We start from the raw sequence: 16,683 nt of genomic DNA on the forward strand, positions 1-16,683 counted from the left end.
TAGGGCTAGTAAACGCAAAAGTCAGTGGCCCTGGGAGCTGGAGCAAAGCAAAAGCCCTCAGGTGTCCGCTGGATTGCCGAGTATACCTGCTCGCTTTATGACTTATATGCTAAAAATTCACCTTTACCAACGGGCACCAGTGAAGTTGAAAAATTCTGTTGCGACTTGAGGTATGCTGTAAACTCAGCAAGTTCGGATTCGTGAGAACTTGCATTATCACAGATAATTAGCCCTCCATTTTTTAGCAGGCGTGATATGTCTTTTATCATATCCATGTACTTTGAACGGTCTGCGTCAAGGAAAATTAAATCATACTGATCGCTTAGGTTTTTGAGCACTGCCTGAGCATCTCCCTGTAAAAAAACTATTTTATTGGCAAGCCCTGTTCTTTCGAAGTTCGATAAAGCCTCTTGTGCTTTCCGTTCCGAATGCTCAATTGTAGTTACAATACCATCTGGGGGAATAGACGAAGCTAACCAAATGGTTGAATAACCGTTTGATGTCCCAACTTCTAAAATTTTGCTTGAACGAGTCGCAAGAACCATGACACGAAGGAACTCACCTGTATCTCTTGTGATGTTTAGATACTTCAGAGCTTTATCTGATTGGGCTTCATCATTGCGAATTCCCTTTTGTTCTAACTCGTTAAGTATATCATCTAAATCCATTTTCCCTCCTTGAAGCATATAAAACATAATGACATAAATGATCGGTATCATCCGCTTTATTTGATTTTCCAGCGAACCTGACGATTGCCTTTCTTCTTTTCAAAATGGCATCGTGATCAAAAAGCATCGACTGTTTTATGTTATAAATGTTGACGCTTTGCTCGTCGTGACCGCGTCGTTTGCGGGGCCCGTGTGCAGCAATTGGTTAACTTTTTTCTGATTTTGCTTTTTTCGTTTTATTACCCCATGGACAAACTTTAATGCATATTCCACAGAGAAGAGGGGTGATATCAGGAAGCTTACCAAAAACATCTCGTGTTTGATAGACACATTTTTTGAGATCTACTGCCTCAGATCGCGTGGCATAGTGGCTGTCGGTATTTACACCAGTTATTGCATTAGCAGGACAATGTTCTTTGCATTGATTACATTTCCCGCATCTGTTTTTAATGGGTGAATCCGGCTCGAGATCAGCGTTTGTAATAATGGTAACCAATCGAATTCTTGGGCCAAAATCCGGGTTAACAATTAAAAGGCTTTTACCCTGCCAGCCTATACCTGCTGCTATTGCTACTGCTTTGTGGGATATATACGAGGACCATTTTTCGGAATCAAGTATTTGGCTTGCGGGAATAGGAACTGCTTGAGCACCATTCGATTGTAATAAATTTGTTACTCGTATGGCAACTTCGTCAAGCAACGCATTCACTCGGCTATAATGTGATGAGTAAAGAGGGGTAGGCTGCGTGTCTATCTCATCCATTATTGAATCAGAGAGACGTATTGCAATACTCACTGCTCTTGGATAACCTTTCAAGAGGTCTTCTGGATCGGTGTCAATACCTGTCAATCTGGAAGTGTCGGCCACGCGGACAATACTTGCACCCCAATCTTGAATTTGGGCAACAAACTTTATTTTATCTATTTTAGATTTCATAGTACACAATTATTCAATTACGTTTTTGAAAGTTAACGATGAGGTAAGCAGCAGCGCCAACAGCCTTTGCGGAAGACGGCAACTGTTCTCGCGGGCTCCCCGGGAATTCGGGATACCGCGGTGGGGAATTTCACCCCGCCCTGAGAAAAAATTACGAACGAGGTGGAGAATATACTTGTCTTGGTGTCGTGTCAAACGATTTTTTGCTTAAATCGCTGTGATTTATTAGCCCCGCCTGGCGGGTATAAATCAGTTTTCCTGTTCTAATGCCCCACTTTCATTGGCACGATAGCCGACGGCAGACGGTGATTTACCTGATATGGGGCTTTTCTAAAACTCATGTTTAAATCATTTTCCATGGTCTCAAAATTGAGGGCGAATAAGTCCGTGGCCATGTGAAGTCGTTGGCACATACGGGCGTAACGAGCTTGTATATCTTCGGCTTTTCTCAAGTAGGGTGCCCCTTCTTTGACCTTGGTTCTAAGGTCTTTTATTTCCTGGGACTGGCCCTTCATAAGGCCAGCTACCCGATCTGGCGATCCAATACAGGTTTGGGAAACGACTGTCTGCTGTATCCATTCGTTCGGCAAATTTTAATAATTTTTAGGAAAGAAACTCGGTACTCTTGATTAAATGCCCAGTGTGGAACCGTACGCAGGGTGTTGTGGGGGCTGGGGGATTAAACCCCCCGGCTACCCGATTAGCCGATCTTCCCGCCGGGGTACTTCTGCTGGACAATTCGGCGAAGTCCAGAAAGAACCGCCTCTATTTCCTCTTCAAACAGCAACCGTATTGATTGGGGCGATATCGAGTCGCTTGGCGCGCCAAGTGACTGCAGGCGAGGCTCAATAACGTCACTCATCTTCCTCAAGCGCCGCCCCTTGCCTGGCTGTATCCCCGCTACAACAAGTTCGGTCTTACCACAAAGCTTAAAGTACTTCTGCTTTCCGTTAGTTTTGGTGGCGACCGAGTTACTTAGCACTAAAGCCAAAACGTCACCTAGAATTTTTTTTGGCGAGCTAGGTCGCTCTTCGATCTCGATAACGAGGTCAACTTTTCCGTCAGGTCTTACAACCATGACATCCAGATCCGCCAACCTGTTGAGATTCGAAACCTCATTACCATAGAATGCCTTAGGGGCCACCACATTCGGGTATTTTTGCTTATCGCTACCGTGGTCAAAATACACCGTGTACTCACCGTGACCGGGCGTAGACTTCAGATAATCAGTGAGCCATTCTCCAAACGAGCCGGTTTCTATACCTTGTTGTGCCACTGCAACTCCTTATCGTATTCGATCGGGTAGGTCAGGGGCTTTCCAGCTCCTTTCCCCCTCAGAACCGTACGTGACAGTTTCCCGTCATACGGCTCAAGCATTACTAAGGCTAAGCCTTGCGGGGCCGCCCGGCTGTTTTTTTTTACCTATGCTGAAATTTACAGTTATTTCATTACACATTTTCTCGACTGCTGTAACGGGAATGACCTTTGGTTTTACCCGTCTTACCCGGAAGTATTGTTGATGTTCCGTGTCAAAAGGATTTGCATCACTTTTGATTTTAATGTGCCTTTGGATATGTATGCTGTAAGCTTTAATGAGTTCATATGTTCTCGGGTGACCGTTTTTATCTTTGACAACCGTTGTGAGCCCTTTGACCAGTATTTCTTTTCAGCCAATGGATGCTTTTATCCCGGTGACGTCGTTTCACCCATTGCCATGCTTCATTCAATATATAACCGTCAACATAGCTGAAAGTCTTTGCTGAGACAACATGTTTATGGTAATTTGCCCAACTCCGTATTTTCATGTTAAGATCATGAATCAGGGCCTCGGCCTCTGACCCCGGTGCTTTTTGAACGTTTCGTGGATATGACTCATGAAGGCCTGCACTTTTTTCCTGGATGGTTTGCCATCATACTTACGAACGTTTTGCCCGAGAAAATCGAATCCCCGGTCTATGCGGGTAATCAATGTCTTTTCTTCGGACAGGGACAATTTTCGCTCTGTAAGAAAACTGATTATTGCTGGTTTGACCTTGTCTTCAAGAAGTTCCCGGGTTGCGCCGGTAATAATGAAATCATCAGCATACCGGATGACATTGATTTTGGAACTGATGGTATTGCCGTTGCGCCGGTCTCTGACATGTGCCATGGATTTAGCAGTTTCTTTAATGCCGTCCAGAACCATGTTGGCAAGTATTGGGGAGGCGATGCCTCCCTGAGGCGTACCTCGGCCTGTTGGAAAGAATTTACCGTCTTCCATAAACCCGGAAGCCAGCCATTTAGTGAGGATCATGTTATCCATAGGGATATGGTTGATCATCCAACTGTGGCTGATTTCATCAAAACAGGCTTTGATGTCCGCTTCTAATATCCAGATCGGTGAAGATTTCTTGAATGGATTTCCAATTCCTGAAGCCGCCGATGGGCGCACCAGCTATTGCCGTCATTTGCTTTCCCATCCTCAAAGATTTTCCAAACTTTCTCGCAAAGAAACACCTGCCCGGATGTGCCTGTAATCACATCCGCCGGACGTCAACTCCCTTTCGGGCCGGGTAATGTTGGGGAAATCCGCCTCAACCCGTATCCACCTCATTACAAGGTGGCATTCACTTTTTCCTGCATCTTACTCCCGCACCTCCATCTTTATGTGCATTTAAAGATGTTTTTCCATACCCGGCTCCCGCAACAACAAGGGTCAGCTTTTTTGTGGTTATATTCTCAAGAGTTGAAAGCAGGCGAGGCCTTGGAAATATTTTCTTAATGCGGGGCACAAGTAACTTATATTGTAACATTTAAATCCTTATCAGTAACCGTTTAGCTCAGAGGGTTGCCCTTTTGAGGCGGTTTGTTCAATGGCCCGAGGAGTGGGGTGGATCGCTGCACGAACATAATCTATCCTTTTTCGTTATGAGTTTTTTCTCAGAAAATTGCTGAAACAGTTTCTCTTACTTCACTAAGCCAGTTCTCCCTTTGTTCTTTAGAACTGGTTACAATGATATTAAACATCTTTCGATGAAACTCCTGTATTCCGCATAGATCAAAAATGCAATTTTTCCAAATAGTTTCTAGGGGATCAAGAAATGTTGTTTTTTCACGTACTGTCTCAGTGTTTGATGTGTTGAATACTATAGTCTTGCGAGCTTTCAATAACCCGATAGGAATACCCTCACCGCTATCGGTTTCCAAAAATTTGTAGGCAAGTCCTGGTCGCATGATTCTGTCTACCCACCCTGCAAGGATAGCGGGTGGCATCCCCCACCAATTCGGATGGATTATAACAAAACCGTCTGCCTCTGCCGTTTCATTGCAATGTCTCTCAATTTCAGTTGGAAGTGGCACATCTTTTGGTATTTCTTTTGCTGGCAAAAGTGGGTCAAAATTTTCTTGATATAGATCATGGTAAAAAATCTCATGGCCTTTTTTTCGTAAAGCTTCAACTGTTGTATTGGCAATTGCATGATTGAAACTAGACTTATCTGGATGGGCAAGTATTACGGATATTTTCATTTCCTCAGTCGTCCATAAATTGTTTTAGCAAAAACGTGTGCTTCAGGCGCGGCGTTTAGCCGTCGCCTGGAAGCTATTGGGGGTACGCCCGGCATGGGCGTGAACTTATGGGGTGCAAGCCCCCTATACGTGAGTGAATCCTGTTAACCGAGTTACAGTTAACACAAGTATTAGCCGAAAACAAGGGCGGAACCGTGAGGAACCGTCTGAAGGAAGTTGGAGCGCAAAATTATGAGCCGACGAACAGAAACAGCATATAAGGCCTGGTCTCCGGATAAGCCAGCACAATATGCCAACGCCCAGGATTCGGGAGACAGGATAAATGCTGCGGTTGTGTAGTGAAAGTTCACGTTTTTTCAAGGAAGTACTGAAAAGATTCTTTGAGCGTAAGCTTCGGCTTCAGGTCAACGAAAAGAAAAGCAAAGTAGCACCGGTGGGAGAATGCGGTTTTCTTGGTTTTGTGTTTGTCCGTGGCAAAATCAGGTGGAGTGAGAAGTCCTTTTTGGAATGAACTAATCGGTGCATAATTGTTTAAACATTTTACTTCGAATATGCTATAATTGCCACGGGCAGACCGTATTCTGATTCGGCTCTGCCCACAACAAAGCTTGAAATACGCCCCTGATTTGCGGAGTATTTCATATAAAGTATTTTCATTAAAAAACTCGATGGAAGAAAAATTAGTCCCAAGGCAATGGATGAAATCCGCACCCGAGCAATCCAACTTGTTCAGGCGGGTGAAAGTCCGGAACGTGTTATCAAAACGTTGGGGTTCTCACGCGCCTGCATATATAACTGGCTTGCCAAGTGTCGCGCCGGTGGGTGGGATGCTCTACGAACTGGCCATCGGCCAGGACGTCCGAAAAAACTTGACGCATCACAAATAATTTGGGTTGAATATGATGGCAGCGATAAGCCCAAGAGGAGAAATGGATTTCATGACGATTCAAGGCACTGTAAAATCCGACCAAATCTGTGAATTTATAAGGATAAAATATAATGTCGTTGAAGGTCAAAGTACATTCCAAGGAAAGCACCCATTATGCCCGGGAAATTACAACTGGTGGACACAAGTTGGTTGCCGAACGGGTCCAATTTAATGGTGGTAATGATGATAAAGCACCTGGACCTTATTCGTACCTTCTGGCTGCACTGGGCTCGTGAGCGGCTATCACTCTTCGCATGTATGCGGAGCACAAAAGCATCGCTCTAAAAAGTCTAACCATAGAATTTGTACACAACCGTACTAACCAAAAACAATATCCGAGCATGAGCAACAAAGGTGAGCGGCCCGACACTATTGATGGATATATCGAATTGGAAGGAGATCTGGATAAGGCTTAACACCAGCGGATGCTTGAAATTCCAGGTCGATGCTGGATGCACCGCACTTTAAGCCGGGGTGTGGATATCCGGTTTCAGAAAGCATCCGCCGCAGACCAAACACGGGGGTAACAGTTATGAAAAACAAAACCGTACCATCTCCTTTTCATGAGGGAGAAATATCAGTTCACAAACGTGTTGGTGTCATTGAGGAAGTTAACAGTTGGGCGCCTTACGCAATCCGCCCGTCTATGCCGGAGGCGCTCCGGTCGTTTTTCCAGCAGTTGCCGTTTGTCGTTGCAGCTTTACGGGACAAGACAGGAGCTCCTTGGGCGACTTTACTGGCGGACGCTCCCGGCTTTGTACAGTCGCCAGATCACCGGCATTTGAAGGTCCTGTCAATGCCCCTAAAGGGTGATGCGTTGGAAAAGGCTTTCTTTGCGGGTGCTGAAATCGGCCTTTTGGGTATTGAGCTTGAAACACGCCGCCGCAATCGAGCCAACGGGAAATTGTCGGACAGTAACGAACGCGGTTTCACAATTGCCGTTGATCAGTCCTATGGGAACTGCCCTCAATATATATCCAAACGGATCTGGCACAAGGCTGACAACAATCTGAAGAAAACTCGCGTTTCCAAACACACTCGCCTTGATGATCATATGAAATCCTGGATTGCCAGAGCAGATACCATGTTTATTGCGAGTGGTTACCATCAACCACATCAGGAAAAAAACAGCAGTGGGATGGACGTTTCTCACAGGGGAGGACCTGCTGGTTTTGTAAAAATCAAAAGTGACAGCACGCTTGTCCTGCCAGATTATGCAGGCAACAACCTTTTTAATACCATTGGCAATCTGGTGATGGATCCCAGGGTAGGACTGCTTTTTGTGGATTTTCATCATGGTTCCATGCTGCAAATCAGCGGGAACGCTGAAATTGACTGGGATTCCAGCCAGATAGAAAAACATCCGGGTGCAAAGCGACTCATCAACATTGAAATAGAGCATATTGTGCAATTAGATCATTCATTGCCTTTACAATGGAGTGCTTCCAAAGGTGGTGTTCGTGAGCTTATTTTAGCAGATAAAATCATTGAGAGTGAGGATGTGACTTCCTTTGTGTTTGTTCCCCGGGATAAGGGCCGCCTACCACTTTTTAAAGCGGGCCAGTATCTGCCAATTGAGGTAGAGCTTAATGGCGGTGAAGTATTGGAACGCACCTACTCGCTGTCAAACCGGCCGGAAGAAGGAAAATATCGCATCAGTGTTAAAAGGGAATCACGAGGTCTCGTTTCACGCCTGCTGCACGATCATCTGTTGCCAGGGAATTCCATTCTGGCAAAAGCACCTGAAGGAGAGTTTGTTCTGTCTTTGGATAAGGATCTGCCCATCGTATTGATCAGTGCCGGTATCGGCATTACCCCAATGGTTAGCATGCTGCATGTCCTGGCAATGCAGGCCAGGCAGACGTATTTTATTCATGGTGCGCGCAACGGGGCACACCATCCGTTTATGCAAGAGGTCAACGCCCTTGCAGACAGGCACCGTGATACTGTCCACTTGTCAATTTTTTACAGTCATCCATATCCACAAGACGAGGAAGGCATGGACTATCATCGGTCAGGCCGCATAGATGCCAAAGCGTTAAAGAAGTTTGTTCCCACAACAAACGCTGAATTTTATGTGTGTGGACCGAAAAGTTTTATTGTCGATATTGCAACATATTTAACTGAACGCGGTGTTGATGATAAATGTATTCACATTGAAAGTTTTACCTAAAAGATGCTTGCCCCAAATAGCACATTTGAGGTTAGCCGCCAATTCGGTACTCTCCCTGAAAAGCAGGCACCATGTTAGACGCTCTTTGAGCACTTCTCATGCTCCCTAAAAGTGAGTCCTTATGGTATTTTTCCTGGAATTCTCTGGCTGATTGCCAGGCAGGAATAACAGAAGGGGTATGCTATGACCCGAGTAAACACTTCTCTGAGCCATTGTGCTTTTCATAATAGCGTGCTTCAATTAAATTTCTTTCGGGATCTCTAAAATAAATAGAGGTTCCTGTCCCATGCGCTCCCCAACGGGACACAGGGCCTTCTTCTATTTCGATATTATTGTCCTTAACTCGATTAATCAGGCTTTCCCATTCGACCTTGCTAAGAGAAAAGCAGAAATGGTTTAGGTGTTCACGTCCCTGTCCAGCATTGGTATTCGTCTGCCACATCCTTTTTGGAAAAAGATCTATAATGGTGTTCGAATTTAATCGTACTGATGGAAAGGGTACCCTTCCTTCTTTGTATTCTTCCATCCGTTCAGTTTCTAGCTCTAGCACTTTTGAGTAAAAAACAATAATTTCCTCTTCGTTTTCAACGTTTAAGACGATGTGATCCATCAAACATTGCATAATTATATCCTCCAATATCAGATCGGGTAGGTCAGGGGCTTTCCAGCCCCTTTCCCCTCTCAGAACCGTACGTGACAGTTTCCCGTCTTACGGCTCAAGCATTTCTAAGGCTAAGCCTTGCCGGGCCTCTTCTGAACCTTTGAACCTTATGCATAGGATAATTAAGCGCAATTTCAGCCTTTGGCCTCATCAAGCACTTTTCGTACCATTTTTGCAATTTTTAACTTATCAACTGGCTTCATCAAAACGCCATCGATACCAGGGATTTCACCTCTGACATTGATTTTCTCGCTGAAACCGGTGCACAGAATGATCGGAATGTCCTTGCAGATTGCTTTGATCTTTTCCGCAAGCCTGTCTCCGGTTAAATTAGGCATGGTCATGTCCGTGATGATCAGGTCAAATTTTTCTGGGGATTGCTGTAAAATCTCCAAAGCTTCATGGCTGCTCGTTCTTGCTGTGACCGTATATCCCAACCGCTCAAGGTGTTGAGCCTGCATTTTAACAATCGGTCGTTCGTCATCGACCAAAAGAATCTTCTCTATACCTGTTGGCAGCGGTTCCACAGGTTTTTCAGACATACCGTCTGAAGCTTTACTGACCAATGGCAGGTAAACGTGGAACGCGGTGCCTTTTCCAAGCTCACTGTAGACGGTAATGTGTCCGTTATGGGATTTGACTATTCCGTGGACCACCGACAATCCAAGCCCGGTGCCTTCCCCTTTTTCCTTGGTGGTAAAATAGGGTTCGAAAATTTTTTTTATGAATTTGTCCGAAATACCGCATCCGGTGTCGCTAACCGTTATCCGAACGTAATCACCTGGTTGCATATCTAGGTAGAAATTGTTAATATCCGATTCAAAACTTATTGTATTGACATCAATCTCCAGTATACCACTTTCATCGGCCATCGCTTGTTTGGCGTTAGTGACAAGATTGACAATAATCTGGTGAAGTTGGGTGGGATCCGCGTTTATTACAAGCGGGGCACTGCAAATGTTTTCCCGGAACTCAATTGACGTTGGGATGGTTGAGCGCAACATTTTCAAAGCTTCTTTGACCAACGGGGCAACCTGGATAGGTTTGACTTCCGTTTTGTCATGCCGACTGATGGTCAGAATCTGTTTTACAAGGTCCTTAGCGCGCTTCCCTGCTGTATATACTTCCTGAAGGCTGTCTTCCAAATTTGTATTCTTTTCCACCTCATCCAGGGCCAGTTCCGTAAATCCGATAATGGCCGATAAAATATTGTTAAAATCATGGGCAATCCCGCCCGCCAGTGTTCCGATTGCCTCCATTCGCTGAGCTTGTTGAATTTTGTTCTCATATTTTTTCCGCTCCGTTATGTCCTGGAAAATCGTGGCGAATTGATTTTTTCCAGGTGAAAAAACGGATATGATAAAATGTTTATCCATAGGCTCAAAATAGGTTTCAAACGAAGTGGGTTTGCCAGTTTCGACGACTTTAGCATAGATATCCAAATATGGTGCTTTATCAGTCTTATAGAGACGTGAAGCGGCCGCTCCTATTGCCTCATCTCTATTGATTCCGATCAATTCCTCATACTTTGGGTTTACATCCAATATTCTATAATCAATTGGTTCACCAGCAGTACAGATAATCTCATGTAAACAGATTCCATCATTTATTGAATAAAAAAGACGCTTATATTTTTCCTCACTAACGATAATTTTCTCCTCAGCACGTTTCCGATCGGTTATGTCCTCATTAATTCCTGCTCGACGATATACCTTGCCGGATTCATCGAAAACCGGAAAATTTTTTTCATTGATCCACCGGACTGAGCCGTCAGTTTTTACAATTCTGTATTCAAATTTAAATGCTTCGTCATCTTTTTGTTTTTTGTAAATTGAAATGAACCGGTCACGTTCATCTGGATGGATTGCCTCTAAAAACGTTTCCGGTTTTTCAGTAACCTGTAGAATTGATAACCCCCAGATGTCTTCAAAATTTGGTGACATATACAACAATTGATTCGTTTCGACATCACGTATCCAAAAGATTTCGTTGATATTCTCAATAAGCTGCCGGAATTTCTTTTCGCTCTCTCTTAATGCCTCGTTAGTTTGAGAAAGCGCTTTCGTTCTCTCGTTGACAAGTGATTCCAACTTTTTTTGATGCTCTCGAAAACCATCCAAAGTTTTTTTAGTCTCTGTGATGTCTGTAAAATGGGTGACAAAATATAGCGGTTTTCCGTCATGATCTTTAACGATTGAACTGGATACTTTTCCCCAGAACATGCGTCCGTTTTTATGGATATAGCGTTTTTGAAAAACGGCATTTCCAATTATGTTGTCTTTAACATTTCGCTGTACTTCCTTACTGATTACTATGTCTTCCGGGTGCGAAACATCATCAACATTCATGCCTTTAAACTCATTTTTGCTATAACCAAATATTTCAACCATTCGATTATTAACCATTATAAAATTTCCATCAGGCTCAACCAGACAAGACCCGATATTAGCATTCTCAAATGAATGCCTGAACATTTGCTCTTTTTCCTTTAGAACGGTAGTAATGTTCTTTAGATCGGCTGCGTTTGATTCCAATTCACGAATTTTTTGCTCGAGTTCTTCATAGCTGGGTTTTTCAGACATGATTAGCACCTATTTTGACGGCTATAAAAAGTTTCGGCTACTTGCATTATCTTTAAAAATTCATATTACCCAGGATTCATCTAATATCCTTGACTTTATTAAGGGGCATAATAAAGAAACAGTTCGGCCATAGTCTCCATCCTAAAAGTACATGTCTGAGGTCCGGATATACACATTTTAGGGTTCACTATTTCATTTGTATTCGATTTTCGTGATGACCTCAAGCACATATAACGGCGCTAATCAGCGGCGCGGCTTTTTGCGTCCGCTGAATTAGCATTGGTACGCCCGGCATGGGCGTGAACTTATGGGGTGCAAATCCCCTATGTGTGAACCCTGTCATGATCCATGAATCATGGCACAAATATTGGCAGACGGCAAGGGCGTTTTCGCGAGGAAAGGTCTGAAGGAAGCCCGAGGGCAAAACTATGAGCCGACGAACAGAAACAGCATATAAGGCCTGGTCTCCGGGTAAGCCAGCGCAATATGTCAAAGCCCAGGATTCAGGAGATAAGGTAAATACTGCGGTTGTGTAGTGACAGTTCACGTTCTTTCACCCCTCAAGGGGGTACTGAAAAGTGTCCGGGGAGATCTGCTTTGCGTGCACTGATTTTTTTTGCAATAACTCCCCGGATTATTCAAAGCCCGAAGGGATCCAGGCCTTTGAAAAGGCAACCGGCATCAAGGTTACGGTGACCAACTACAGTATCAACCAGGAGTGCATGAACAAACTTCGAGCCACCCGGGCCAAGGGGTTCGACATTGCCCAGCCCTCATTGACGGAGTTTGCCCTGTTACCAATTGCGGATGGTATCTTAAGAATCATACCTCTTGCCCTGTAGAAGGTTGCTAATGAGGAAAAAATTTAGATCTAATATTATTCTAATCCGGGTGGAATAAAAGGGGAATAAAAGTGGATAGATTATATGCGTATCTTCCGCTTACAGGTGTAACCGGGATAAGCACTGAGTAACATGTAGACAGGATGAGGGGACACAACGAATAATGAAAAAAAGAGGGAGAAAAAGGATGAAACAAGTGACAACGTTTAAAAAGGCAATTGCTGCACTGCTTGTGTGGAGTGTTGTTGTTCCCATGGGAATGGCCCTGGCCGGAGATCTGCTGGTATACACGGCCCTGGAGGATGATGAAATCCCCCGATATCTGGCTTTGCTGGAAAAGAGCCATCCGGAGATCAATGTGAAAATTGTCCGGGATTCCACTGGCATCGTCACCGCCAAGCTTCTGGCGGAAAAGAACAATCCCCGGGCCGACGTGGTGTGGGGAACCGCTGCCACCAGCCTCATGCTGTGCGACCAGGCCGGCATGGTGGAACCCTATGCACCCAAGGGCATTGACCGGGTGCTTCCCAAGATGAAGGATAAAAATGCCATTCCCCACTGGGTGGGCATCAAGGCCTGGATGACGGGTTTCTGTGTCAACACCATAGAGTGTAAATCCTTGGGCCTTCCCATTCCCGCAAGTTTTGAAGATCTTTTGAATCCCATATATCAGGGGCAGCTGGTGATGCCCAACCCTGCCTCTTCAGGTACCGGTTTTCTCACTGTATCCGCCATCCTCCAGATGAAGGGAGAGACCGATGGATGGGCCTATCTGGATAAGCTTCATGCCAACATGGCCAGATACACCCATTCCGGTTCCAAGCCCTGCAAAATAGCCGGTTCCGGTGAACTGCCCATCGGGCTCTCCTTTGCCTATCGGGGGTTTATGCAGAAGCAGAAAGGTGAGCCGGTACTGACCGTTTTCCCCAAGGAGGGCTCCGGCTGGGATGTGGAGGCCAACTGCCTGATTAAAAAGAGAGATATCAATCCAAGTGCCCGGGTTTTTCTGGACTGGGCCATCAGTGAACCGGTCATGAAAGAGTATGCGCTTGTTTATCCGGTGACCGCCTATGCCACGGGTGCACCCATTCCCGAAGGATTTCCCAAAGATCCTGAAGCCCAGCTCATTGACAATGATTTTCAGTGGGCCGCACAAAATCGTACCCGGATTTTAAAAGAGTGGTCCCGGCGTTATGACGGTAAGAGTGATGCGAAATAAGGTCGATGTTTTTTGTACTCCTCGCTTAAAATGCTGTAAATGTCGTTTGATGTAAATCGTGCCGGGCCGGAAGAGACAATTGCCGGCCCGTTATTTTTCAGGAGAGTTCAACTCATGGATCCTTCCCGTTACCTGGAGTTAATAAATATCTCCAAAACATTTGGTACTGTCACCGCCCTGGACGCGGTTTCCTTTAATGTCCGACAGGGAGAATTTCTCTCCATCCTTGGACCCAGCGGATGCGGTAAAACAACGGCACTGCGCGTCATTGCAGGGCTTGAGCAACAGAGCCGCGGTCAGGTTTTCATCAACGGTAAAGACGTCTCTCTTCTTTCAGTGGCCCAGCGCAATGTGGGCATCGTGTTCCAATCCTATGCCCTGTTTCCCAACATAACGGCAGCCGGAAACGTCGCCTATGGCTTGACGGGTCAGACGTCCCGGGGCAAGGTTCAGCGGCGGGTTTCAGAACTGATGGAACTTGTGGGACTGTCCGGACTGGGTGATAAATATCCGGCTCAACTCTCCGGGGGACAGCAGCAGCGAGTGGCCTTGGCCCGGGCCATGGCCCTTTCGCCAAACCTGTTGCTTCTGGACGAACCCCTGTCCGCGCTGGATGCCCGGGTGCGGGTGCGACTGCGCAATGAAATTCGGAGACTTCAACAGCGTCTGGGCGTGACCACCATCATGGTGACCCACGACCAGGAAGAGGCCTTGACCATGGCTGACCGTATTCTGGTCATGGATCGGGCAAAAGTAGTCCAGGAGGGCACTCCCCACGATATCTATGAAAAACCGGCCACCCCCTTTGTGGCTGCCTTCATTGGGTCCATGAACTTCATGGAGGCCGCTGTCAAGGTTGAAAAGGGTGTCTATGAAATTGGGGGCGTGGCATTCCAGGTGACCCGTGAAAACGGTTCGGGTAAGCTGGTGCAGGGGGGGCGTGCCACCCTTGCCATTCGTCCCGAAGATGTCATGGTGGAGGCCCCGTCAAATAAAGGTGTCAACCAGTTTACCGGTCATATTGATGAGATGGAGTATCGTGGATCCCTGTTTCGACTGGGAGTGACGCTTTCTTCATTGGAAGGAAAACTGCACCGCATCACTGCAGATGTGCCCACCGAAAAAATCCGTCGTTGCGGTTATAACATAAGATCTATGGTTTCTGTTGCGCTGCCACCGGACCGGCTGCTGGTGTACAAGGATCATGCCGCCCGACCTTTCCAGGAATCTTCTTCAGCTGTCCATGGGGTGATGTGTGGCTGATACCTTGGCGCTTTGCAGCACATTTAAAGGTGGCATCAGAACTGCCGTGTGGAACGAAACAATGCTGAAACGATTCCTGCTGCTATTACTATGTGTCTGGATGGTGGGGGTGATAATCCTGCCCGTGGGCAACCTGCTGATCAAAAGCATGACCAATGCCCAGGGGCAGTATGTGGGGATGGCCAATTTTTATACCTATTTTTCAACTCCCAGTCTCTCCCGGTCCATTGGCAACAGTATTCAGGTGGCGTTTTACACCACGGTGATTTCAGTCACTCTGGGCTTTATCTACGCCTTTTGCCTGACCCGTACCTGCATGCCTGCCAGGGGAATGTTTAAAGGGGTGGCTATGATACCCTTGTTTGCGCCCACCCTTCTCAACGGTATTGCGCTGATTTATCTGTTTGGACGCAAGGGGGTGATTACCAGTGGGTTTTTCGGACACATCCCCGGGTTTGAAATTGCCCTTTACGGCCCTGTTGGCATTGTGATTTCAGAGGTGCTTTACACTTTTCCCCAGGCCATGCTGATTTTAACGGTTGCTCTTTCCATCACCGATGGCAGAGTCTATGAAGCTGCCAGATCCCTTAAAGCGGGAAACTGGCGGATTTTTTTCACCGTTACTCTGCCCGGTATCAAATACGGATTGTTCAGTGCTGTGTTTGTCTGTTTTGTTCTGGCCTTCACCGATTTTGGGGCACCCAAGGTGGTGGGGGGGAACTTCAACATTTTGGCCACGGATATCTACAAACAGGTGATCGGTCAGCAGAATTTTGTCATGGGGGCTGTGGTGTCGGTGATTCTGCTCATCCCCACGGTGCTGGCCTTTGCGGGGGACCGGTTTGTCCAGAGAAAGCAGGTGGCCATGATTGCGGCCCGGGCGGTCCCACTGGTGCCTCGTCCCCAACGCTTGGCGGATCGGTTTGCGTTTTTGTTCTGCAGTACCATTGCCTTACTCATTGTTTTTTTCTATACCACGGCCCTGATGGCCTCCCTGGTGAAGGTGTGGCCCTATGATCTCTCCCTGGGATTTTGGCACTACCATTTTTCCGGTACCGGCGGCGGGGGATACGGCTCTTTTTTCAACAGTATCCGAATGGCCTTTTATTCGGCGGTACTGGGGACTTTTATCACTTTTTGTTCCGCCTGGCTCATTGAAAAGGTACGTGTCATGAATCCGGTACGCCAGACCGCCTATTTTCTCTCCATTTTGCCCCTGGCTTTGCCCGGGTTGGTCATCGGCCTTGCCTATATCTTTTTTTTCAATGCTCCAGGATGGGAGATTGCAGGTGTTTACATTGTCAACCCCCTGCATTTTCTCTATGCTTCCATGGGTATACTGGTGCTGTCCAATATCATTCATTTTTATTCCGTCAGTTTTTTAACGGCCACCACGGCATTGAAGCAACTGGACATTGAGTTTGAACAGGTTTCCGATTCCATGGGGGTCCCCTTTTATAAAACTTTTTTACGGGTGACGGTGCCGGTGTGCTTACCAGCCATGCTGGAAATTGGGATGTATTATTTTGTCAATTCCATGGCAACCGTGTCTGCGGTGATTTTTCTCTACTCTGCGGACCTGCCCTTGGCCTCAGTTGCCATTGCCAATATGGACGATGCCGGTGATACGGCACCGGCATGTGCCCTGTCGGTGCTGGTGGTGCTCACCAATGCCGGGGTCCGTCTGATCTATAGTTTTTTAACCCGGCACATCCGGCGTCGAAACATGGCCTGGAGCCAAACGTAACGGCCCGATTGTCCGTTGGTGAGGGACAATTTACCATTTTTGTTATTCGTTGTGTCGGCAGGCAGACATGGTCATAATATTAATTTTTTTGCTAAAATTACACGAAACTCAGAGATAAGAATCTAATAAAGGAGAATTCAATGGATATATTTATCA

Annotated in this window: 14 protein-coding genes; 6 read left to right on the forward strand and 8 right to left on the reverse strand. The window is 46.2% G+C overall.

The features are described from left to right. Nucleotides 1-95: 95 nt before the first annotated feature. The 6 genes from ACYQ2M_RS23355 to ACYQ2M_RS23380 all read right to left on the reverse strand — a co-directional run bounded on the left by ACYQ2M_RS23355 (nucleotide 96) and on the right by ACYQ2M_RS23380 (nucleotide 5,112). Entirely contained in the window at nucleotides 96-668 is a 573-nt protein-coding gene (locus ACYQ2M_RS23355; RefSeq protein WP_459918810.1) for an O-methyltransferase, read from the reverse strand. A gap of 205 nt (nucleotides 669-873) precedes the next feature. Next, nucleotides 874-1,605 (reverse strand): 4Fe-4S double cluster binding domain-containing protein, encoded by a 732-nt coding sequence (locus ACYQ2M_RS23360; RefSeq protein ID WP_459918811.1) that lies wholly within the window; start codon nucleotides 1,603-1,605, stop codon nucleotides 874-876. Nucleotides 1,606-2,305: 700 nt separating this feature from the next. Continuing rightward, on the reverse strand, nucleotides 2,306-2,881 hold the full coding sequence (locus ACYQ2M_RS23365; RefSeq protein ID WP_459918812.1) for a hypothetical protein: 576 nt from the start codon (nucleotides 2,879-2,881) through the stop codon (nucleotides 2,306-2,308). A gap of 346 nt (nucleotides 2,882-3,227) precedes the next feature. After that, nucleotides 3,228-3,410, reverse strand: coding sequence for a group II intron maturase-specific domain-containing protein (locus ACYQ2M_RS23370; RefSeq protein WP_459918813.1), 183 nt, complete (start codon nucleotides 3,408-3,410; stop codon nucleotides 3,228-3,230). Between the two features lie 14 nt (nucleotides 3,411-3,424). Then, nucleotides 3,425-3,982 (reverse strand): reverse transcriptase domain-containing protein, encoded by a 558-nt coding sequence (locus ACYQ2M_RS23375; RefSeq protein WP_459918823.1) that lies wholly within the window; start codon nucleotides 3,980-3,982, stop codon nucleotides 3,425-3,427. A 542-nt stretch (nucleotides 3,983-4,524) separates the two neighbouring features. Further along, on the reverse strand, nucleotides 4,525-5,112 hold the full coding sequence (locus ACYQ2M_RS23380) for an NAD(P)H-dependent oxidoreductase (protein WP_459918814.1): 588 nt from the start codon (nucleotides 5,110-5,112) through the stop codon (nucleotides 4,525-4,527). A gap of 694 nt (nucleotides 5,113-5,806) precedes the next feature. Between ACYQ2M_RS23380 and ACYQ2M_RS23385 the strand changes: the two genes are divergently transcribed. Both ACYQ2M_RS23385 and ACYQ2M_RS23390 read left to right on the forward strand, forming a co-directional pair. Next, nucleotides 5,807-6,091, forward strand: coding sequence for a helix-turn-helix domain-containing protein (locus ACYQ2M_RS23385; RefSeq protein WP_459918815.1), 285 nt, complete (start codon nucleotides 5,807-5,809; stop codon nucleotides 6,089-6,091). 481 nt (nucleotides 6,092-6,572) lie between these two features. Further along, complete coding sequence (locus ACYQ2M_RS23390; protein ID WP_459918816.1) at nucleotides 6,573-8,213, forward strand: FAD-binding oxidoreductase; 1,641 nt, start codon at nucleotides 6,573-6,575, stop codon at nucleotides 8,211-8,213. Nucleotides 8,214-8,394: 181 nt separating this feature from the next. Here ACYQ2M_RS23390 and ACYQ2M_RS23395 read toward each other — a convergent pair whose 3' ends face one another. Together ACYQ2M_RS23395 and ACYQ2M_RS23400 are read right to left on the reverse strand one after the other, a co-directional pair. Beyond that, nucleotides 8,395-8,835 (reverse strand): VOC family protein, encoded by a 441-nt coding sequence (locus ACYQ2M_RS23395; protein WP_459918817.1) that lies wholly within the window; start codon nucleotides 8,833-8,835, stop codon nucleotides 8,395-8,397. A gap of 173 nt (nucleotides 8,836-9,008) precedes the next feature. After that, the gene (locus ACYQ2M_RS23400; protein ID WP_459918818.1) at nucleotides 9,009-11,456 is read right to left on the reverse strand and encodes a PAS domain-containing hybrid sensor histidine kinase/response regulator; all 2,448 of its coding nucleotides are present in this window, start codon (nucleotides 11,454-11,456) and stop codon (nucleotides 9,009-9,011) included. A 578-nt stretch (nucleotides 11,457-12,034) separates the two neighbouring features. Between ACYQ2M_RS23400 and ACYQ2M_RS23405 the strand changes: the two genes are divergently transcribed. From ACYQ2M_RS23405 to ACYQ2M_RS23420, 4 genes are all read left to right on the forward strand, one after another. After that, nucleotides 12,035-12,298, forward strand: a complete 264-nt coding sequence (locus ACYQ2M_RS23405; protein WP_459918819.1) for a hypothetical protein — start codon at nucleotides 12,035-12,037, stop codon at nucleotides 12,296-12,298. 187 nt (nucleotides 12,299-12,485) lie between these two features. Next, the gene (locus ACYQ2M_RS23410; RefSeq protein ID WP_459918820.1) at nucleotides 12,486-13,517 is read left to right on the forward strand and encodes a putative 2-aminoethylphosphonate ABC transporter substrate-binding protein; all 1,032 of its coding nucleotides are present in this window, start codon (nucleotides 12,486-12,488) and stop codon (nucleotides 13,515-13,517) included. A gap of 114 nt (nucleotides 13,518-13,631) precedes the next feature. After that, entirely contained in the window at nucleotides 13,632-14,780 is a 1,149-nt protein-coding gene (locus ACYQ2M_RS23415) for a putative 2-aminoethylphosphonate ABC transporter ATP-binding protein (protein ID WP_459918821.1), read from the forward strand. Beyond that, the gene (locus ACYQ2M_RS23420; RefSeq protein ID WP_459918822.1) at nucleotides 14,773-16,527 is read left to right on the forward strand and encodes a putative 2-aminoethylphosphonate ABC transporter permease subunit; all 1,755 of its coding nucleotides are present in this window, start codon (nucleotides 14,773-14,775) and stop codon (nucleotides 16,525-16,527) included. The genes ACYQ2M_RS23415 and ACYQ2M_RS23420 overlap by 8 nt, the downstream gene beginning before the upstream one ends. Nucleotides 16,528-16,683 lie beyond the last annotated feature (156 nt).

The organism is Desulfocicer niacini (assembly GCF_054657595.1).